This is a genomic window from Asanoa sp. WMMD1127 (assembly GCF_029626225.1).
GTDB lineage: Bacteria > Actinomycetota > Actinomycetes > Mycobacteriales > Micromonosporaceae > Asanoa.
Genome location: NZ_JARUBP010000001.1, coordinates 652,392 through 671,054, shown reverse-complemented (window position 1 = coordinate 671,054; position 18,663 = coordinate 652,392). Strand labels below are relative to the sequence as shown.

The following is an 18,663-nucleotide window of genomic DNA, read 5'->3' as shown; positions in this document are numbered from 1 at the left end:
GAGGGGATACCGTGCGAAGGTGACCGAAGAGATCCTTCACGACGCCCATTTCGGTGAGCAGGGTGGCCGCCTCACGTACGGCGCCTACCTGCGGCTGCCGGACCTGCTCGACCAGCAGGTGCCGGAGTCGTCACCGCCCGCCCACGACGAGCTGCTGTTCATCACCATCCACCAGGTGTACGAGCTGTGGTTCAAGCTGCTGCTGTCGGAGCTGACCGACGCCCGCGACCGGATGCTGGTCGGGGAGAGCTACCTGCCACGCGTGCGGCTGGAGCGCTGCCTGGTGGTGGAGCGGGTGCTGATCAACCAGGTCGACGTGATCGACACGATGACGCCGCAGGACTTCCTCGCCTTCCGCAACAAGCTGGCGCCGGCCTCCGGCTTCCAGTCGGCCCAGTTCCGCGAGATCGAGTTCCTCTCCGGCGCCAAGGACCCCGGCTTCCTGCGGCGGTTCAAGGGGCTCGCCGACGACGACCGGGCCCGGTTGCAGGCGCGCCTCGACCAGCCGAGCCTCTGGGAGGGCTTCCTGGCGGTGCTGGCCAAGGCCGGCTTCGACGTGTCGAATGCCGAGGCGCGATTCACGGCGTACGCGGCGATAGCCAACGACCGCGAACGGTTCGGTCAGCTCTGGGACCTGGCCGAGGCGCTGGTCGCGCACGACCAGGCGTTCTCGCTGTGGCGGGCCCGGCACGTGCTGATGGCCGAGCGCCAGATCGGCACGAAGCCCGGCACCGGCGGCTCGGCAGGCGGCGCCTACCTGCGCTCCCGGATCGAGCTGCGGTTCTATCCGGAGCTGTGGGAGTTCCGCAGCCGCCTCTAGACCCTGATTCGTGCCATCCCGACGGTCGTCGGGCCGGCGCCGGCATTCCCGCGCCTAGCTTGGGCCGCGGGGAGGTTCGTGATGGCGTACGAGCTGGGGGACGAGATCGCGCGGGGCGCGGTCGGCGCCGTGTGGCGCGGTGTCGACCGGGACCGCGGCGAGCCCGTGGCGGTCAAGGTGCTGCGGCCGGAGGCGGCCGCCGAGCGCGAGCTCGTCGCCGGTTTCGCGGCCGAGGCGGAGATCCTGGGCGAGCTCGACCATCCCGGCATCGTCGGGCTGCGCGACGTGACCACGATCGACGGTGCGCCCGCGCTCGTGCTGGACCTGGTCGTCGGCCTCGACCTGCGGCGGCGGATCCGGCGGGACGGGCCGGTGCCGCCGGCCGTCGCGGCGCACATCGCGGCCCAGGTGGCCGACGCGCTCGCCTATCTGCACGGCCGGGGCGTCGTGCACGGCGACATCAAGCCGGCGAACCTGCTCGTGCCGGCCGACGGCGGGCGGGTACGGGTCACCGACTTCGGCGTGGCGCGGCGGCTGGCCCACGGCCGGCCCGCGGTCATCCACGCCACGCCGGAGTACGTCGCGCCCGAGGTGGTCGCCGGCGAGCCGGCCAGCCCGGCCGCCGACGTCTACGCGCTCGGCATCGTGCTCTTCGAGATGCTCACCGGTCGCAGTCCCTACCGTGGTGGCCAGCCGACCCAGGTGCTCGCCCGGCACACCACGTGCACACCGGTACCACCGCCGGGCCTGCCCGCCGTCGTCTGGCCGGTGATCGAGGACTGCCTGGCGCCGGCGCCCGACCGGCGGCCACCGGCGCGACTGCTCGCCGGCCGGCTGCGCGGGCTGGAGCCGGCCCTCGACGGCGCGCCGACACTCGACCCGCTGGGCGGGGAGCAGGTCACCTGGTGGCCCCGACCGGGCGGGTCCACGGTGGCCCGTGCCCCGGTCGCCTGGGTGCCCCTGAAGGCCGCGCCCGTCTCGCCCGCGTCCGCGTACGCCGGAGGTCTGGTCGCCATCCCCGTCGCCGGACTCCCGGCGCCACCACCGGCCCCTGTGGAACCCCGGCCGGAACCTCGACCAGAACGTCGACCGGATCCCCGGCCCCGGCGCGCCGGCCCGCGTGTCGCGCTGCTCGGTGGCGGCGTGGCGCTGGTCACCGTCGTGACCCTGGCGGCGCTCGCCCTGCCGGACCCCACCGTCCCCAGTGGTCCCACCGCTCCCACCGCCACCTCACCCGCGCCGTCACCCGCCGGTGTGCCGACGCCGGGATCGCTGCCCGGTATCGGTGATCTCATGCCTTCCATGCCCGGGACGACATGATCAAGGCTTTTGCCGCCGATCCTGCCCGCCTGGCTTCATTGTCCTCAGCAGACTGTCTGTCCCAGACAGTGCATTGTGGAGACGCTCCGTTTTTGATCAGCGGAAATCCTGGACGAGGGGCCGTCGAGGTGCGACCTTTGAGATATGGCGGATAATGACATCAACCCCACGGCGGCCGCACTGCTCGGTCTGCTCCACGAAGGACCGATGACCGGCGGGCAGCTGATGGCGTCCGCCGAGCGTCGGCTCGGCCCTTACTGGTCGATGACCCGCAGCCAGGTCTACCGCGAGCTGCCGGCGCTGGCCGAGCAGGGCTACGTGCGTCTCGGCAAGCCGGGTCCCCGATCCAGTCAGCCCTACGCGATCACCGCGGCGGGCAAGCGGGCCTTCACCCGGTGGCTCGGCGAGACGCCCGGCCGCGACGCCGTGCGTAACCCGACGGCCCTTCGCGTGGCGTTCGGCCAGCAGCACTCCGGCGGACAGCTCAAGGAGCTCTACGCCAACGCGAACGCCTACCACACCGAGGCGCTCGCCTCGGCCCGCGAGCAGTCCCGCGAGGCCAAGAAGGAAGGCGACGCCTACGGCGCCGCGGCCCTCGACTTCGCGGTCAACTACCACAAGGCGGCCCTCAGCTGGCTGAAGGCAGCCCCCGCGAAGTAGGTCCCGATCGGAGCTCCCTCGCTCGGCGGGCAACCCGCTGAGCGGGGGATCCGGCGTGACAGCGGTACGCTTCAGTGTTGTGACCGCTGCCGATTACGCCGAACAGCTCAAGACTCTCGATGCCACCCTGCGCAACATCGAGGCCGTGCTCGACCTCGACAAGCTGCGCCGGGACAAGGCTGACCTGGAGGAGCAGGCGTCGGCCCCGGACCTGTGGGACGACCAGGCCCGCGCGCAGGCCGTCACCTCCAAGCTCTCCCACGTCAACAGCGAGATCGACCGCCTGGCCGCCCTCCGCGGCCGGCTCGACGACGCCCACGTGCTGCTGGAGCTGGCCGAGGCCGAGTCCGACCCGGGCGCGCTGGCCGAGGTCGGCACCGAGGTGACCGCGCTGCACAAGTCGGTCGAGGAGATGGAGGTCCGCACCCTGCTCTCCGGCGAGTACGACTCGCGGGAGGCGCTGGTGGCGATCCGGGCCGGTGCGGGTGGCGTCGACGCCGCCGACTTCGCCGAGATGCTCCTGCGGATGTACCTGCGGTGGGCCGAGCGGCACAACTACCCGACCGAGGTCTACGACACCTCGTACGCGGAAGAGGCGGGTCTCAAGTCGGCGACCTTCGCGGTGAAGGCGCCCTACGCCTACGGCACGCTGAGCGTCGAGTCCGGGACCCACCGGCTGGTCCGGATCAGCCCGTTCGACAACCAGGGCCGGCGGCAGACGAGCTTCGCCGGCGTCGAGGTGCTGCCGGTGACCGAGCAGACCGACCACATCGACATCCCCGAGAACGACATCCGGGTCGACGTCTACCGGTCGTCGGGTCCCGGCGGCCAGAGCGTCAACACCACCGACTCGGCGGTCCGGATCACCCACATCCCGACCGGCATCGTGGTCACCTGCCAGAACGAGAAGTCTCAGCTCCAGAACAAGGCGTCGGCGCTGCGGGTGCTCCAGGCCCGGCTGCTCGAGCGCAAGCGGCAGGAGGAGCAGGCCAAGCTCGACGGGCTCAAGACGGATGCGGCCGGGTCGTGGGGCGACCAGATGCGCTCGTACGTCCTCCATCCTTATCAGATGGTGAAAGACCTTCGAACTGAGGAGGAGACGGGCAACCCGTCCTCGGTCTTCGACGGCGAGATCGACGAGTTCATCGAGGCCGGAATCCGTTGGCGCAAGCAGCGCGAGCTCGAGACGAACCCGGCCTAGCCCGTTATTTTCGGTGACGCTGCGTGTGCGTCTCCGTCTAATGTGTGGAATAAATTTCGGCCTTTCCGGCATTACGGGCAGCAGGGGTGCCTGGAGGCTTGGAGTTTTCGTTACACCGCGTAGACTCACGACCCGTGATTCAGCTCGAGCACGTGACCAAGACCTACCCCAAGGCTTCGCGGCCTTCGCTTGACGAGGTCTCTGTCGGGATCGAGAAGGGCGAGTTCGTCTTCTTCATCGGCCCGTCGGGATCCGGCAAGTCGACGATCATCAAGCTGCTGCTGCACGAGGTCACCCCCAACCGCGGTCGGGTGCACGTCAACGGACGCGACGTGACGGCGATGCGGTCGTGGAAGATCCCGGCGTTCCGCCGGCAGATCGGGTGCGTGTTCCAGGACTTCCGCCTGCTCCCCAACCGCACCGCCTACGAGAACGTGGCGTTCGCGCTCGAGGTGATCGGCAAGACCAAGGCGGTCGCCCGGCGCGTGGTCCCCGAGGTCCTCGAGCTGGTCGGCCTGGGCGGCAAGGAGCACCGCTACCCCCACGAGCTGTCCGGTGGTGAGCAGCAGCGCGTCGCCGTGGCGCGCGCGTTCGTCAACCGGCCGCTGATCCTGCTGGCCGACGAGCCGACCGGAAACCTCGACCCCGACACGTCGATCGAGATCATGCGGTTGCTCGACCGGATCAACCGGACCGGCACGACGGTCGTGATGGTCACCCACGACTCCAACATCGTCAACCAGATGCGCCGGCGCGTCATCGAGATCGAAAGTGGTCGCATCGTTCGCGACCAGGCCCGGGGCGTATACGGCTGAGCCGCGCAACCCCCCTCGCGCGCAACTCGCCCCCCGGCAAGTCGGTTAGTCCAGTGGAGCTCCGGAAGGAATCCCCCCGATGCGGTTGAAGTACGTCATGTCCGAGGTGATGGTCGGACTGTGGCGCAACGTGACGATGACCGTCGCCATGATCATCACGATGGCAGTTTCGTTGACCATGCTCGGCGCCAGCGGCCTGATCTACACGCAGGTCAAGGACATGAAGGCGTACTACTACGACAAGATCGAAGTCGCCATCTTCCTGAAGCCCGAGATCACCGACGACCAGCGCAGCAGCCTCGAGGGCGCGCTGAAGGCCGACCCGCTGGTTCGTGAGGTCATCTACGAGTCCAAGGACCAGGCCTTCACCAAGTTCCAGGAGATGTTCGCCGACGTGCCGGCGGTCGTCGACGCGGTGAAGCCCGGCCAGCTGCCCGAGTCGTTCCGGGTCGGCCTGAAGAACCCGGAGCAATACCAGCAGGTCCGCGAGGCCTACGTGGGCAAGGACGGCGTCGACCAGATCATCGACCAACGGAACCTGCTGGAGAAGATCTTCAACATCCTCGGCTCGGTGCAGACCATGGCGCTGGTGGCGGCCAGCGTGATGGCGATCGCCGCCCTGTTGCTGGTCGGCAACACGATCCAGGTGGCGGCCTACAGCAAACGCCGAGAAGTCGCGGTCATGAAGCTGGTCGGCGCGTCCAACTGGTTCATCCAGGCGCCGTTCGTGCTGGAGGCGGTGGTCGCCGGTCTCCTCGGCGCGATCATCGGCTTCGGTGCGCTGGCGCTCGGCAAGGTGCTGTTGCTCGACGGGTCGCTGCAGGAGTTGACCGACCTGTTGACGCCGCTGTCGTGGGGCAAGGTGTTGATCATGCTGCCGCTGATGGCGCTGGCCGGCACCCTGGTCAGCTCGATCACCGCCTGGGTCACCCTCCGCTTCTATCTGCGGGTCTAACTTCGGCACACGGCTGGGGCGCCCGTCACGTCGCGAGAGCGGCGTGGCGGGCGCCGTGCTGTGTGCCGCTTGTTATTCCGTTTCGCCTTTGCGCCCTGTGTGCCGTAGGTAGCGTCATGCTCACGTGCGGGTGAAGGGTGCGAGATGTACTCCTATCGCAGAAAACGTCCGAAGTTAGCGGTGCTGGTGCTGGCCGTGGTCGTCCTCGCGGCGATCCAGCCGGCCGGCGCCGCCCGAGGAGATCCACGGGACGACAAGAAACGGATCGACGCCGAGGTCGCCCGGGCGTCGTCGATACTCGAGGGCGCCACCGAGCGTGCTCAGGAGGCGGCCCGCCAGCTGGTCGCGGCGACGGGCAAGATGCCCGCGGCGGAGCAGCTGGTGATCGAGAGCAAGGGTCAGGTCGTCGCCGCGCAGGTGCGGGCCGAGACGGCGCAGCGCAAGGCCGACGTCGCCCAGGCGGCCGTGGCCAGCGCGCAGAAGCGGTTCGCGGCGGCCGACCGGGACCGGCGCGAGGGACAGCAGCAGATCGTCGAGCTCGCGGCCGCCGCTTACAAGGGCAGCACGATCGCCAACATCAACGTCCTCATCCGGGCTGACAACCCGACCGACGCGCTCTACCGGTTCGGCTACGTCGACCGGGTGATCTCCGACCAGAGGCGGATGGTGCGCAGCTACCTCGACGCGGTCGCGGTCGCCCGGCACGAGGAGAACGACGCGACGGTGGCCCGGGCCGCGGCTGACGAGGCGATGCTGACCGCGGACACGGCGGTCGACGAGGCCTCGGTCGCGGAAGACCAGGCCGAGGACGCCGTACGGGAGGTCGCGCAGCTCGTTCGGCAGAAAGAGGAAGCGCTGACCGTGGCCCAGGAGGAGCGGGCCGCGAGCCTCCAGAAGTACAAGGAGGCCAAGGCGGAGTCGGCGAAGATCGCGGCGGCGCTCCGGGCGTGGGAGGCCAAGCAGCAGGCGGCGGCCGAGGCCAAGCTGTCGGCGGGGCGGCTGTTCATGCCGGTGCACGGCGAGAAGTCGAGCGACTTCGGCAACCGGTTCGACCCGTACTACCACGTGTGGCAGCTGCACGCGGGCATGGACATCGCGGCCGGCGGTGGCACGCCGATCCACGCCGCGGCCGCGGGCAAGGTGATCATGGCGGGCTGGAACGGTGGCTACGGCAACTACACGTGCCTGAGCCACGGCAAGTACCGGGGCAGGTCGATGTCGACCTGCTACGGGCACCAGTCCAAGATCCTGGTCCACGAGGGACAGGAGGTGAAGCGCGGCGAGGTCATCGGCCGGGTCGGCACGACCGGCGCCTCGACCGGCGACCACCTGCACTTCGAGGTGCGGCTCAACGGTGACCCGGTGCAGCCGCTGGACTTCCTGGCCCCCTGCCTCTGCTGAACCCGCCTCCGGAGTGGGCCCGTGCCGATTGTGGCGCGGGCCCACTGTCGTTATGCGGATGTCGATCGCGGCCGTGACGGGTAACATTGCACGGTTGTCTAAGGGAGGTTGTCGTGCCACGGGAAAAGGGCCGCAAGGTCGTGACGTCGAATCGCCGCGCCCGGCACGACTACACCATCCTCGACACCTACGAGGCGGGGATGGCGCTGACCGGCACCGAGGTCAAGTCGCTGCGCGCGGGCCGGGCGTCGCTGGTCGACTCGTTCGCCCAGGCGCAGGGCGGCGAGCTCTACCTCTACGGGATGCACATCCCCGAATACAGCCAGGGCACGTGGACCAACCACGAGCCGCGCCGCACCCGCAAGCTGCTGCTCAACCGGCTCGAGATCGACCGCCTGCTGGGCAAGCTCAAGGACGACGGCGTGACCCTGGTGCCGCTCTCGGTCTATTTCAACGACGGCTGGGCCAAGGTCGAGCTCGGCCTGGCGCGCGGCAAGAAGTCCTACGACAAGCGGCAGGATCTGGCCAAACGCGACGCCGATCGGGAGATCCAGCGAGCCGCCGGCCGGCGGGGCAAGGGCATGGAGTGATATGTCCGCCAACGGGCGGTTCCCACCTCGGGAAGAAACCCGTGGCGCGGCACGTTAATCTGTAGTGGCTGCGGCAGGCGCAGCACGAGGGGGTGACTGGTTTCGACTTCGTCCGTTGCGACAGGGGAAGCGAGCCGAGGAAGCCAACGTCGTCTCGATAATCGGTCGTTGGAAACCAATAAGCGCCAAGCAGAATCGCGCTCAGTTCGCCCTCGCCGCCTGACGGCGGGTTAGCGAACTTGTCGGCCTGGGAGTGCCTTCGGCCCAGTTAGCCGGCATCAGCTAGAAGGCTGGCCAACCGGCCCCGGTCGCGGGGGCCGCGCGGCGAGATCAATCAGCGACTGGGCCCGTCTCACCGACTCGCTCGCGTGATCGGTGGGGCCGAGTAAGGACACAGCGAGCTGCGCTCGGAGAAGCCCTGACAAGGCGCCGAAGGACCCGGGTTCGATTCCCGGCACCTCCACGAGTGGGTGGGCGGGGTGTGCGTGCAAAAAGCGCACGCCCCGCCCACTCGTTATGTCTGCTCCGGGGGCCGAGCCCCCGGAGAACCCCGCGCGTGTGGTCACGGTGGAGACATTGCCGCCGGCACAGGGCTTACAGGGCCTCCGAGGGCCGAGCCCGGGGGGATCCCGCGCGTGTGGTCGCGGTGGAGATGTTGCCGCCGGCGCGGGACTTACAGGGCCTCTCGGGGGCCGAGCGCCCGGGGAACCCCGCGCGTGTGGTCACGGTGGAGATATTGCCGCCGGCGCAGGACCTACAGGGCCTCGATGGCTTCGCGGCTGGGGTGTGGGCGGCCCTCCTGCTGTTCCCAGTTTGCTAGTTCTGACTGGCGCTGCGTGTTGCTGGGCAGGAGGAACTTTAGGTAGGCCAGGAGTACTGCTTTCGCTTCGCTCAGCGAGTGGGTGCCTGACCAGTCGTCTGAGTACAGGTCCTGTAGGTGCATGCCTTTTTTGGTGATTTCTACTTGCCAGCTGTTGCCTTGCCAGGTTTCCAGGTCGGTTTGGCCGGCTTCTACGTCGTCTACGTTGGCTAGGAGGCGGAGGGCCCAGAGAGCTACGTTTTGGACGTCGCTGGTCATCAGGGAGCCTATTGCGCTCCAGGTGTCGTCCGTTGGGTGGAAGGCGGGGGCGCCGTGGTCGTCGCGGTGGAAGGTGACGCCGCTTATTGGACGATCGGCCATCCTGAGTTCCATGCCCTTCCGTTGGGGTGGTACGAGCCTTCGATGAGGACGCCGTCGGCCACGCCTCGCCAGCGGCGGCCGTTGGTGCCGGGCACCGGGGTGCTGTTGGCGAAGGCGCTTTCGATCGCTCGGTCGACCTGTTGTGGGGTCCAATTATCAGGGAAGAAGCTGCTGCCGGCGGGCTTGGGGTACCAGGCGCCGGTGGGGCCGCCGCGCATCTCCACGTCGGCGGCGTAGGTGCCGTCCGCGCCGCGGCGGGTGACCTGGGTGACCCGGCGGTCCGGTGGGTCCTGGCCCATGAAGCGGTGGTGCCAGCCGCTGCCGCGCAGGCCGCCGCCCGGGCCGCGGCGGACCTCGCCGCGGAAGACGTGGTGGTGACGGCGGCTGCGCTGCACCTTCTTGCGCATCCATTTCAGGGCCGGCTCGAAGATGCCGGCGCTGCCGCCGCGGCTAGCCCGCGCCATGACTATCCATTGAGGACCGCGTTGAGGGCCAGGTCGATCAGCTGGTCCAGGATCAGGCTGGTGATCATCTTGAAGATGGGGATCTCCAGCAGGGACGCGCCGAAGGTGACGACGGCCGTGGCGATCGCCTGGGCAATCTGGATCGCCAGCAGGACCAGCTGGACGATGACGTTGATCTTCAGGGCCAGCACGATGCCGGCACAGGCGATCAGGGCCGCGCCGACGATGGTCGAGGCGACGCCGGCGTCGTCCAGGTTGGCGCTGAACGACTCGGGGTCGGACCACGCGGCCTGGAACGCGGCCACCGCCTGGCCTTCGTTGCGGGTCCAGACCTGCTGGGCGTACGCGTTGGCGGCTTCGAGGTCGGCCGGCAGCCCTCCGCCGAACCGCAGCCAGCTCTGGCCCATCTCGAAGAGCTTCTCCTCGTCGGCCTCGGGCCAGTTGTAGCCGAGCATCGCGAGCAGCGAGGTGAGCTCGCCTGGCAGCTGCAGCCCCACGTCAGCCCACCAGGCCGTCGAACGCCTGGCTGCCGGCCACGTTCTCCTGCTCGACCGCGTCGTAGTTGTCGGCCATGCCGAGCAGCCCGGCGCCGTCCTCGACGAGGCCGTCGAGGTTGCCGCTGATGCAGTCCATCGCCACCTCCATGACGACCTCGTAGGCCATGCCGATCAGCGAGCCCAGGTCGTCGTTGCCCCACGGCTGGCCGAACGAGGCGAGCTCCGCCTGGAAGGCCGTGAACCGTTGGCCCATGTCCTCGGCCGTCGTCTGCACGCCGCTGCCCGAGTAGCGCAGCGCCGCCGAGTCGATGTTGAGGTCAGCCATCCCCGCTCCGTTCGCGTGTCACCGGCTCCGGCCCGCCGACACTGCCCAGCAGCGCCCGCAGCGCGCCGGTGTAGGCCCGCATGTGCGCCAGGCTGGCGTCCTGGAGGTCGCGCACCCGCCCCTCGAGCGGCATGGCGGGACCGGCCGCCGGACCGGCCGAGGCGGCGAGGCCGTCGAGGGCGTTGTTGACCGCGGTCACGATCTCGCCGGCCAGCGTGCCCGCCCCGGCCCGCAGCGCCCGGCCCGCGATGTCGAGCGCCACCACCCGTGGCCCGGGCCGTACGGTCGCGACGACGGAGCCGTCGTCGCTCTGGGCGCTCTGCTCCGGGGCGGGGCCGGGCTCGTCGGTGGTCGTGCCGGCGGCGAGCCGCAACAGGTCGCTGGTCTCGTCGAGGATCGACGCCAGCCCCTGGGTGCCCGGGTCGCCGCTCATCCCGGTGCGCTCGCGGAGCCGGAACATGACGTCGCCGAGCGACTCGGAGATCGTGCGCATCATCGCCGTGCCGGACTCCATGGCCGGGCCCAGCGCGGCGGCGAGCGCCTCGGGATCGGGCGGCGCGTCACCGGTGTCGCCCGTCGCCGACGCGGCGAGGGCCGCGTTGGCCGCCTCGAGCACGTATGCGCCGAGCTCGTCGGGCGTGAGCCGCAGCAGGTGAGGCTCGAGCTCGAGCCGGTCGAGCCGGCCGGCCGCGGCGAACGCGCGCACCTGCCCGGCGAAGGACGAACCCTCGCCAGACCCCGACGGCGCGGCGTCGGCCCCCCTCTGCGACCGCGCGGCCCGCAGTCTGGCCGCGAAGTCGTCCCCCCGGTCGCTCGACATCGGCCGAACTCTATCAGCCGGGTGCGAGCGGCACCGTCCGCTGCGGGCGATGCCGCTCCTTACCGACGTCAGGCCGCGGCGCAGCTGACGGTGGGCGCGGTGTGCGCGCCGCTGGACGAGCCGAGCAGGCCGAACGTGGTGCTCGCGCCGGCGCCGAGGGCGCCGTTGTAGCCGGCGTTGCGTACGGTCGCGGTCGATCCGCTCGTGGTGACCGTGCCGTTCCAGACCTGCGCGACCTGGTGGCCGTTGGCGTAGGTCAAGGTGACCGTCCACCCGCGGATCGCCGCCGAGCCCGCGGTCACCCGCACGTCGGCCTGGAAGCCGCCGGTCCACGAGCCGACCAGGCTGTAACTGGCGGCACAGCTGCCCGGCCCGGCCGGCGGCGTGGTGGGCGGGTTCGTCGGCGGGTTGGTGGGTGGGTTGGTGGGTGGGTTGGTCGGTGGGTTCGTCGGCGGGTTGGTCGGGTTGCCGCCGGAGCCGCCGAAGGAGACATCACTGCAGAAGTAGTAGGACTGGTCCGAGTGGCTGGCCTGCCAGATCGTGTAGAACATGGCCCGCCCGGTGCGCCCCGGCACGCTGACCGGGATGTCGATCTGCACGCCCTGGGCGGCCGGCTGCCACTGCGACGCCGGCGTGTTGCCGATCTGGTTGACCAGTTGCAGGTCGCTCCACCGCAACGGCTGGGTGGTCGGGTCGTAGCCGGCCCGGGTCACGTACACCCGGATGTAGTCGGCGCCGTGACTGGCCTGGTCGTTGAGCCGCAACGAGAACGAGGTGCCCACATTGGCCGGCCGCCAGTTGCCGACGGTGTCCATCGCGTTGTAGCGACCGCCTTCGGCCCGGCCGCCGCTGCACAGCTGGCCGTCGGGGATGTTGCCCTGGTGGTTGCCGCCGAGGTTCTCGCGGTAGAGGCCGTTCCAGTTCCACATGGCGTTGGGGTTGGCCTGCCAGGCCTGCCAACACATCGGGTCCTCGGTGGCCATCTCCGGCGCCTGGAAGCGGGAACCCCAACGTTCCCAGCAGCCGAAGTTGCGGGACGCGGGATTGACCACACTGCCGTGTGCGGAGGCGGGCGAGGAGGGGAGGACGACGACGATGACGGCGGCCAGCGCGATCAACGGCGCCGCCAGGAGTCGGGCGATGCGCATGGAGAGCTCCAGGAGTCGAGGCCGGAAGCCGCCCTCGCTTCCGTTTCGCTACGTCGCTCCCGCAACAGCGCGCCCAGCCTGCCACGACACATGCACAGGAGTCAATCGCTCAGGACGGCAGCACCAGGGCTGGGGCGAAGGCCAGGGCGACGAAGCGGACGATGCGGCCCGTCACGCACAGGATCGTGAAGAGCGACAGCGACATGGGCGTACGGGCGACGTAGACCGTGGCCGCGATCAAGGGTGGGATGCCGGCGACCGCGCTCGTGAAGAGCAGGGCCGCCGACCAGCGCGGGCGGTCCAGGAGTGCGATCAGCGCCGTCATCCGGTCGCGGAACGCCGACGGGCGGCGGGCCGGCCGGCGGGTCCGGTCCACGATCCGCTGGAGCAACGACCCGCGGAGCAGGCCGCGGGTCGCGAGGAAGATGAGCACCTTGCCGGCGGTCTGGCCGACCGCGGCCGCGACCCCAGCCGCGACGGGCGCCGTGCCGGTCGTGGCCATGACGCCGACCAGATAGGCCTCGACCGGGGTGAACGGCTGGAACGCCGACGCGAATCCGACGACCGCGACCCCGGCCAGGCTGACGGCGCTCATTCCACCATGGCGGCACGCCGGCCGGGTGATGGTCAACGGGTTGCCCCGCTTTCGCGGCCATGGGATATAACGGACATATAGCGTGAGCCTCATGTCGCACGCGCACGGACCGGTCGGCCCGTCGCCGCGGCGCATCCAGATCGTGGTGGCGGCGATCCTCGTACCGCTGGCCGTGTTGACCGGGATCGGGCTCGCCGTGCTCTGGCCGTACACCGGGCCCGCGACGATCGCGACCGACCAGCCGGCCCGGCGCGACGCGACCGTGACCGCCGTCCAGCCGGAGCCGTGCCAGCAGCGGACGGCCCGCCAGTGCGGGTCCGTGACGGTCCGGCTGACCAACGGGCCGCAGTCCGGCCAGACGGTGACCGCGACCATCCCCGAAGGACCCGGCTCGCCCGTCGTGTCGGTCGGCGACGACATCGTCGTGGCGGAGAGCGTCGCGCCGGAGGGACCACCGCAGTACGCCGTCCTCGACCACCAACGCGGCGTGCCGCTCGCCGTGCTGATCGGGATCTTCGCGCTCGTGATCGTGGCGTTCGGGCGGTGGCAGGGCGTGGCCGCGCTGATCGGGTTGGGCGTCAGCTTCGCGATCCTGCTGACGTTCATCCTCCCGGCGATCGCGGTAGGCAAGCCGCCGCTGCTGATCGCCATCGTCGGCGCCTCCGCGATCATGTTCATGGTCCTCTACCTCACCCACGGTTTCAGCGTGCAGACCTCGGTGGCCGTGCTCGGCACGCTGGTCAGCCTCACGTTGACCGGCGGGCTGGCGGTCGCGGCGACGGAAGCGCTGCACCTGACGGGCTTCGGCAGCGAGGACACCGGCCTGCTCGCCGTCTTCCTCGGCGAGATCGACCCGCGCGGCCTGCTGCTGGCCGGCATCGTGATCGGCACGCTCGGTGTGCTGGACGACGTGACGGTCACCCAGGCGGCCACCGTCGGCGAGCTCGCGCAGGCCAACCCGACGCTCGACGCCCGCGGTCTCTACCGCGCCGCGACCCGGGTCGGCCGATCGCACATCGCCTCGACGGTCAACACCATCGTCCTGGCGTACGCCGGCGCGTCGCTCCCGTTGCTGCTTCTGGTGATCATCGGCGGGCAGCCGGCGTCCACCGTGCTCACCAGCGAGTTCATCGTCGACGAGATCGTCCGCAGCGTGGTCGGGACGATCGGGCTGGTTGCGGCGGTGCCGGTCACCACCGGGCTGGCCGCGCTGGTCACGGCGTCGCGCTACGCTGTCGGCCATCGATGACGAGCTGCGCACCTGGTTGCTCGACGGCGACCCGGCGGTCCGCTGGCGCGTGCTGCGCGACCTGACCGGGGCCGGCGAGCCCGAGGTGACCCGGGAACGGGCCCGGGTCGCCACGGAAGGCTGGGGTGCCCGCCTGCTCGCGGAGCAGTCGCCCGACGGCACCTGGGGCGGCGGGGTCTACACACCGAAGTGGACCTCCACGACGTACACCCTGTTGCGGTTGCTCTGGCTCGGTCTGGTGCCGGGACATCCGGCGGCGCTGCGGGGCTGCGCGCGGCTGTGGGAGTGGCAGGACCGCCGACGGGTCGCGGAGACCTGCGTCGTGTCGATGTTCGTGCGGGTGTCGTGCGCGTTCGGCCACCGGACCGGCGAGGTCGACGAGGCGATCGCCTTCCTGCTCGACCAGCAGCAGGACGACGGAGGGTGGAACTGCGCGGCCCGCGGGGACCGGGCGAAGCACAGCTCGTTCCACACGAGCATCATGGCGCTCGAAGCGCTGGAGGCGGCCGGCGGTCCGGACGCGGTCGCGGCGGAGCGGGGTCGAGAGTTCTTCCTGGCGCACCGGCTCTACCGCTCCCACCGTACGGGCGAGGTCGCGGTCCGCGGGAGCGTGCGCTTCCCGGCCTTCCCCGAGTGGCACTTCGACGTGCTGCGTGGGCTGGAATACTTCGCCCGGACCGGCGCGCGCGACGACCGCCTGGCCGACGCGGTCGACGTCGTGGCGCGGGCCCGCCGCAAGGACGGCCGGTGGCCGACCTACTCGGCGTACCCGGGGAAGCAGTGGTTTCAGGCCGAGCCGCCCGGCGCGAGCCGCCTCAACACGGCCCGCGCGCTGTCGGTGCTGGCGTGGTGGGACTCAGGCCGCCGGTAGACGGACCACGAAACGGCAGCCGTCGGCGGTGTTGTGCACGTCCACCGAGCCGCCGTGGGCCTGCACCAGGCCGTGCACGATCGCCAGGCCCAGCCCGCCGCCGGCGCCGTTGTCCGGGGTGCGCGCCGACTCGCCGCGGAAGGCCACGTCGAACAGCCGCGGCAGGTCGGCCGCGGCGATGCCACCGCAGCTGTCGGCGACGGCCAGCCAGGCGGTGTCGGGTTCGTGGCCGGCCTCGACGCGGACGGTGCCGTCGTCGGGCGTATACCGCACCGCGTTGAGCAGCAGGTTGGCGACCACCCGGCTCAGCTCGGGCTCGCTCGCCGTGACCGTCGGCCAGCCGGACTCCGGCGCCACGAGCTTGATTCGCCGGGCCGACGCCAGCGGCGCCGCCGTGGCGAGCGCGTCGGAGACCACCTCGCCCAGGCCGACCGCCGTCGGTGACAGCCGCAGCGCGCCGGCGTTGATCCGGGACAGCTCGAACAGGTCGTCGACGAGCCGGCTCATCCGGTCGGTCTCGAGCCGGATCCGCCGGTGATATTCGGCGACCGTGGCCGGGTCGCTGACCACCCTGTCCTCCAGCGCCTCGGCCATGGCGCGGAGACCGGCCAACGGGGTACGCAGGTCGTGCGAGACCCAGGCCACCAGGTCCCGGCGGTTCTTCTCCAGCCGCCGCTCCCGATCCCGAGCCTGGTCGGCCCAGACCGCGGCCCGGGCCAGCCGCCGCCCGAACTGCCAGCCGACGCCGAGACTGACGGCGGCCGCCGCGGCGATCGTGATCAGCACGACCTCGAGGTCGTGGGCGGAGAGGAACATCGCCTCGGCGACCGCGGCCACCCCGCCGGCCACGGCCAGCACCGTGGCGGTGAGCAGCACGGTCAGGTGCACGAGGATCGAGCGGCGCCGGAGCAGGCGCAGCAGCAGGGCGGCGGCCAGGCCCACGGCCAGCGCCGCGGCCAGGGCGATCGCGAAGATCAGGGCGAGGTCACGCATCGGCCGGCTCGTAGCGGTAGCCGACGCCCCACACCGTCACGATGCGCCGCGGGTCGGCCGGGTCGGCCTCGATCTTCTCCCGCAGCCGGCGCACGTGCACCGTCACCGTCGACTGGTCGCCGAACGTCCAGCCCCAGACCTGTTCGAGCAGCTCGGCGCGGGTGAAGGCGCGGGCCGGGTGGCGCATCAGGTGGGCCAGCAGGTCGAACTCGCGCAACGTCAGGGTCAGCTCGGCCGCGCCCAGGCGGACCACCCGCGGCCCGGTCAGCACCTCCAGCGGGCCGTCCCGGAGCACCTCGGCGGCCGGCGCCGCGGGCGCCCCGGCGCGGCGGAGCACGGAGCCGACCCGCAGCACGAGCTCGCGGGGAGAGAACGGCTTGGTCAGGTAGTCGTCGGCGCCCAGCTCCAGGCCGAGCACGCGGTCGGCCTCGTCGCCACGGGCGGTCAGCATGATGATCGGTACGCCGTCGGGCGTGGAGCGCAGCTCACGGCACACCTGCAGGCCGCTGATCGTCGGCAGCATCACGTCGAGCACGACCAGCTGCGGTGCCTCGCGGCGGACCGCCTCCAGGGCGGCGGCGCCGTCGCCGACGTGCGCTACCGCGTAGCCGGCGTGGTCGAGGTAGCGGCAGATGACGTCGCTTACCGTCTGGTCGTCGTCGACCACGAGTACGCGTTGCCGCATGGCCCACCTCCCCGGGCTTAGCGTAGCCACGGTGGGCGGGGGCGATCCTTGCCAGCTTCTTACGTCGCGTCCACGAGCAGCTCGGCGAACCAGCGGTCGCGGCGGTGGGCGATCTCCCGGACCACGAGCCCGGCGGCGGCCGCGATGCCCACCGCGGACCGGGTGTCCAGCCGCGCCCAGGGAAAGCGGGGGCCGAGCGCCGAGGAGGCGACCCGAGCGTGGCCGCGCCAGAAGCCGGTACCGGGGCCGTCGAGCTCGACGAGCACCGTGCCGGTCGGTCGCAGCAGGGCCCGGCAGCGAAGCAGCAGGGCCACCGGGTCGCCGCCGATGCCGATGTTGCCGTCGAGCAGCACGGCGTGCGCCCAGCGCCCCTCGGCGGGCAGCGGCGCGAACAGGTCCTGGTGAATGGCGACCGCGCCGCGGGACCGGGCGATGGCGACCGCCTCGGCGCTGGCGTCGACCCCGAGCGCGGTGACCCCGGCCCGGGCCAGCGCCACGGTCAACCGGCCCGGCCCGCAGCCCAGGTCGAGGGTCGGGCCGGTGCACCGGCTCACCACGGCCGCCGTCTCCGGTTCGGCGGTCGCGTGCCAGCGCCGCACGGGCAGGCGCTGGCGGCGCCCGTCGTCGTGCACGAGCCAGGCGGGGTCGCCCCGGAGCGCCGCGGCGAAGCCGGTCGCGGTCATCCGGACACGAGGGTGGCGCGAACGGCGGCGACCTCACGGGCGAACCGGCCGCCCGGCGCCGCCGCGGCCACCGCCAGCGCGTCCGGCCACTCGTCGGCATCGCGCAGCACGGGCAGTGACGCGACCGTCAGTCCGCGGCTCTCCAGCGCCGCGTGGGTGCGGCGGCCGGTGTCCGGTGTGGACATGGGCACCGCGCGCAGGACCGTCGCATGCCGCGGGTCGCGGAGACCGAGCGCCCACCACCCGCCGTCGGCGGCCGCGCCGAGCACGGCGGAAGCGTCGTCGAGCCGGCGGGCCGCGGCGTCGAGCAGGTCCGGGCTCAGCTGTGGCGTGTCCATGCCGATCTGCAGCACCGCGCGACCCGGGAAGGCCGTCGCCACGTCGGCGTGCGCGTTGGCGAGGCGGTCGCCCAGGCCGGCGCCGCGTTGCGGCAGCACCCGCCAGCCGGCGAACGCCGCGACCAGCGCCTCTCCCGCCACCCCGGCCCGCAGCCGGCCCGCGCAGGCGAGCACCGGTGTCAGCGCGGTCGTGCCCTGGACCGCTTCGGCGGTGTCGAGCAGGGCCGCGGACGCGATCCGGGCGGCCTGCTCCGGGGTCGCCGGCGGGCAGAGCCGGGTCTTGACCGTGCCGGGCACCGGCGCCTTCGCCATCACCAGGAGGACGGTCATCGGGGCACTCCGACGGTACGCAGCACGGCGGCGAAGTCGCGCGTCGCCCGGAGCGTGCCGCGCACCGAACCGGAGACCTTGGAGCGGGTGCCGGCGGCGCGCGGGGCGTAGCGCACGTCGATCTCGTGGATCCGCCAGCCCGCGTGCGCGGCCCGGATCAGCAGCTCCAACGGATAGCCGAAGGCGCGGTCGCGGACGCCGAGGGCCAGCAGCGCCTCGCGCCGGCCGGCCCGGATGGGGCTCAGGTCGTGCAGCGGTACGCCGCGCCGGCGCAGCAGGGCGGCCACCAGCGCGGTGCCGGCCCGCGCGTGCCACGGCCACACGCCGCGGGCGACCGGGCGCCGCCGGCCGACCGCCAGATCCGCGCGACCGGCGAGCACGGGCGTCACCAGCGCCGCCAGCTCGGCCGGGTCGAACGAGCCGTCGGCGTCCAGCACGCAGACGACGTCCGTCCCGGCCGCTGCGAGGCCGGCGTGCACCGCGGCGCCGTACCCCCGGCGTGGCTCGTGCACGACCGTGGCCCCGCACCGGGCCGCCACCTCCGGCGAACCGTCGCGGGATCCGTTGTCCACCACGATCGCCCGGTAGCCGGGCGGCAGCGCGGCCAGCACACCGGGCAGCGCGGCGGCCTCGTCGAGGCAGGGCAGCACCACGTCGATCGCGTGGCTGTCGGCATTGGACGGAGTCGGCATGCTTCGACGCTATGGGCCCGCACCGGCCGCC

The 18,663-nt window shown here is 71.6% G+C and carries 22 protein-coding genes and 1 other RNA gene; 11 read left to right on the top strand and 12 right to left on the bottom strand.

The features are described 5' to 3' along the window. Positions 1 to 19: 19 nt before the first annotated feature. The 9 genes from O7635_RS03360 (at position 20) to ssrA (ending at position 8,228) form a co-directional block, all read left to right on the top strand. Positions 20 to 820, top strand: a complete 801-nt coding sequence (locus O7635_RS03360; RefSeq protein ID WP_278078931.1) for a tryptophan 2,3-dioxygenase family protein — start codon at positions 20 to 22, stop codon at positions 818 to 820. Between the two features lie 81 nt (positions 821 to 901). Further along, on the top strand, positions 902 to 2,140 hold the full coding sequence (locus tag O7635_RS03355) for a serine/threonine-protein kinase (RefSeq protein WP_278078929.1): 1,239 nt from the start codon (positions 902 to 904) through the stop codon (positions 2,138 to 2,140). A gap of 144 nt (positions 2,141 to 2,284) precedes the next feature. Then, positions 2,285 to 2,800 (top strand): PadR family transcriptional regulator, encoded by a 516-nt coding sequence (locus tag O7635_RS03350; protein ID WP_278078928.1) that lies wholly within the window; start codon positions 2,285 to 2,287, stop codon positions 2,798 to 2,800. A gap of 79 nt (positions 2,801 to 2,879) precedes the next feature. Continuing rightward, the gene (gene prfB, locus O7635_RS03345; RefSeq protein WP_278078926.1) at positions 2,880 to 4,001 is read left to right on the top strand and encodes a peptide chain release factor 2; all 1,122 of its coding nucleotides are present in this window, start codon (positions 2,880 to 2,882) and stop codon (positions 3,999 to 4,001) included. A gap of 134 nt (positions 4,002 to 4,135) precedes the next feature. Beyond that, positions 4,136 to 4,816: a cell division ATP-binding protein FtsE gene (ftsE, locus tag O7635_RS03340; RefSeq protein ID WP_089245428.1), complete on the top strand. Its 681-nt coding sequence runs from the start codon at positions 4,136 to 4,138 to the stop codon at positions 4,814 to 4,816. Between the two features lie 79 nt (positions 4,817 to 4,895). Beyond that, a complete protein-coding gene (ftsX, locus tag O7635_RS03335; RefSeq protein ID WP_278078925.1) occupies positions 4,896 to 5,771 on the top strand; it encodes a permease-like cell division protein FtsX in 876 nt (291 codons plus the stop codon). A 180-nt stretch (positions 5,772 to 5,951) separates the two neighbouring features. Continuing rightward, positions 5,952 to 7,172 carry a M23 family metallopeptidase gene (locus O7635_RS03330; protein ID WP_278078924.1) on the top strand — a complete coding sequence of 407 codons (1,221 nt, stop codon included), beginning with the start codon at positions 5,952 to 5,954 and terminating at the stop codon, positions 7,170 to 7,172. A 113-nt stretch (positions 7,173 to 7,285) separates the two neighbouring features. Next, complete coding sequence (smpB, locus tag O7635_RS03325) at positions 7,286 to 7,762, top strand: SsrA-binding protein SmpB (RefSeq protein WP_278078923.1); 477 nt, start codon at positions 7,286 to 7,288, stop codon at positions 7,760 to 7,762. Between the two features lie 88 nt (positions 7,763 to 7,850). After that, positions 7,851 to 8,228: a transfer-messenger RNA gene (gene ssrA / locus O7635_RS03320) on the top strand. 288 nt (positions 8,229 to 8,516) lie between these two features. On the opposite strand, the gene O7635_RS03315 is transcribed toward ssrA, so the two are convergent. The 7 genes from O7635_RS03315 to O7635_RS03285 all read right to left on the bottom strand — a co-directional run bounded on the left by O7635_RS03315 (position 8,517) and on the right by O7635_RS03285 (position 12,791). After that, positions 8,517 to 8,840 carry a hypothetical protein gene (locus O7635_RS03315; protein ID WP_278078922.1) on the bottom strand — a complete coding sequence of 108 codons (324 nt, stop codon included), beginning with the start codon at positions 8,838 to 8,840 and terminating at the stop codon, positions 8,517 to 8,519. Between the two features lie 83 nt (positions 8,841 to 8,923). After that, positions 8,924 to 9,406, bottom strand: coding sequence for an EndoU domain-containing protein (locus tag O7635_RS03310; RefSeq protein ID WP_278078921.1), 483 nt, complete (start codon positions 9,404 to 9,406; stop codon positions 8,924 to 8,926). Between the two features lie 2 nt (positions 9,407 to 9,408). Beyond that, positions 9,409 to 9,903 (bottom strand): hypothetical protein, encoded by a 495-nt coding sequence (locus O7635_RS03305; protein ID WP_278078920.1) that lies wholly within the window; start codon positions 9,901 to 9,903, stop codon positions 9,409 to 9,411. Position 9,904: 1 nt separating this feature from the next. Continuing rightward, positions 9,905 to 10,228, bottom strand: coding sequence for a hypothetical protein (locus O7635_RS03300; protein WP_278078919.1), 324 nt, complete (start codon positions 10,226 to 10,228; stop codon positions 9,905 to 9,907). Further along, positions 10,221 to 11,048: a hypothetical protein gene (locus O7635_RS03295; RefSeq protein ID WP_278078918.1), complete on the bottom strand. Its 828-nt coding sequence runs from the start codon at positions 11,046 to 11,048 to the stop codon at positions 10,221 to 10,223. Before O7635_RS03295 ends, O7635_RS03300 begins: the two co-directional genes overlap by 8 nt. Positions 11,049 to 11,116: 68 nt before the next feature. After that, positions 11,117 to 12,196, bottom strand: a complete 1,080-nt coding sequence (locus O7635_RS03290) for a lytic polysaccharide monooxygenase (RefSeq protein WP_278078917.1) — start codon at positions 12,194 to 12,196, stop codon at positions 11,117 to 11,119. A 109-nt stretch (positions 12,197 to 12,305) separates the two neighbouring features. Next, entirely contained in the window at positions 12,306 to 12,791 is a 486-nt protein-coding gene (locus tag O7635_RS03285; protein WP_278078916.1) for a hypothetical protein, read from the bottom strand. A 91-nt stretch (positions 12,792 to 12,882) separates the two neighbouring features. On the opposite strand from O7635_RS03285, the gene O7635_RS03280 reads away from it, so the two are divergent. Next, on the top strand, positions 12,883 to 14,040 hold the full coding sequence (locus O7635_RS03280; protein WP_278078915.1) for a YibE/F family protein: 1,158 nt from the start codon (positions 12,883 to 12,885) through the stop codon (positions 14,038 to 14,040). A 16-nt stretch (positions 14,041 to 14,056) separates the two neighbouring features. Continuing rightward, entirely contained in the window at positions 14,057 to 14,911 is an 855-nt protein-coding gene (locus O7635_RS03275) for a prenyltransferase/squalene oxidase repeat-containing protein (protein ID WP_278078914.1), read from the top strand. On the opposite strand, the gene O7635_RS03270 is transcribed toward O7635_RS03275, so the two are convergent. The 5 genes from O7635_RS03270 to O7635_RS03250 are packed head-to-tail and all read right to left on the bottom strand — an operon-like array spanning position 14,897 to position 18,632. After that, a complete protein-coding gene (locus O7635_RS03270) occupies positions 14,897 to 15,904 on the bottom strand; it encodes an ATP-binding protein (RefSeq protein ID WP_278078913.1) in 1,008 nt (335 codons plus the stop codon). The genes O7635_RS03275 and O7635_RS03270 overlap by 15 nt on opposite strands. Beyond that, positions 15,897 to 16,589, bottom strand: coding sequence for a response regulator transcription factor (locus tag O7635_RS03265; RefSeq protein WP_278078912.1), 693 nt, complete (start codon positions 16,587 to 16,589; stop codon positions 15,897 to 15,899). The genes O7635_RS03270 and O7635_RS03265 overlap by 8 nt, the downstream gene beginning before the upstream one ends. Before the next feature lie 59 nt (positions 16,590 to 16,648). Next, positions 16,649 to 17,272 carry a class I SAM-dependent methyltransferase gene (locus O7635_RS03260; protein WP_278078911.1) on the bottom strand — a complete coding sequence of 208 codons (624 nt, stop codon included), beginning with the start codon at positions 17,270 to 17,272 and terminating at the stop codon, positions 16,649 to 16,651. After that, positions 17,269 to 17,940 carry a TIGR04282 family arsenosugar biosynthesis glycosyltransferase gene (locus O7635_RS03255; RefSeq protein ID WP_278078910.1) on the bottom strand — a complete coding sequence of 224 codons (672 nt, stop codon included), beginning with the start codon at positions 17,938 to 17,940 and terminating at the stop codon, positions 17,269 to 17,271. Before O7635_RS03255 ends, O7635_RS03260 begins: the two co-directional genes overlap by 4 nt. Continuing rightward, positions 17,937 to 18,632 (bottom strand): glycosyltransferase family 2 protein, encoded by a 696-nt coding sequence (locus O7635_RS03250; RefSeq protein ID WP_278078909.1) that lies wholly within the window; start codon positions 18,630 to 18,632, stop codon positions 17,937 to 17,939. The genes O7635_RS03255 and O7635_RS03250 overlap by 4 nt, the downstream gene beginning before the upstream one ends. Between the last annotated feature and the right edge of the window lie 31 nt (positions 18,633 to 18,663).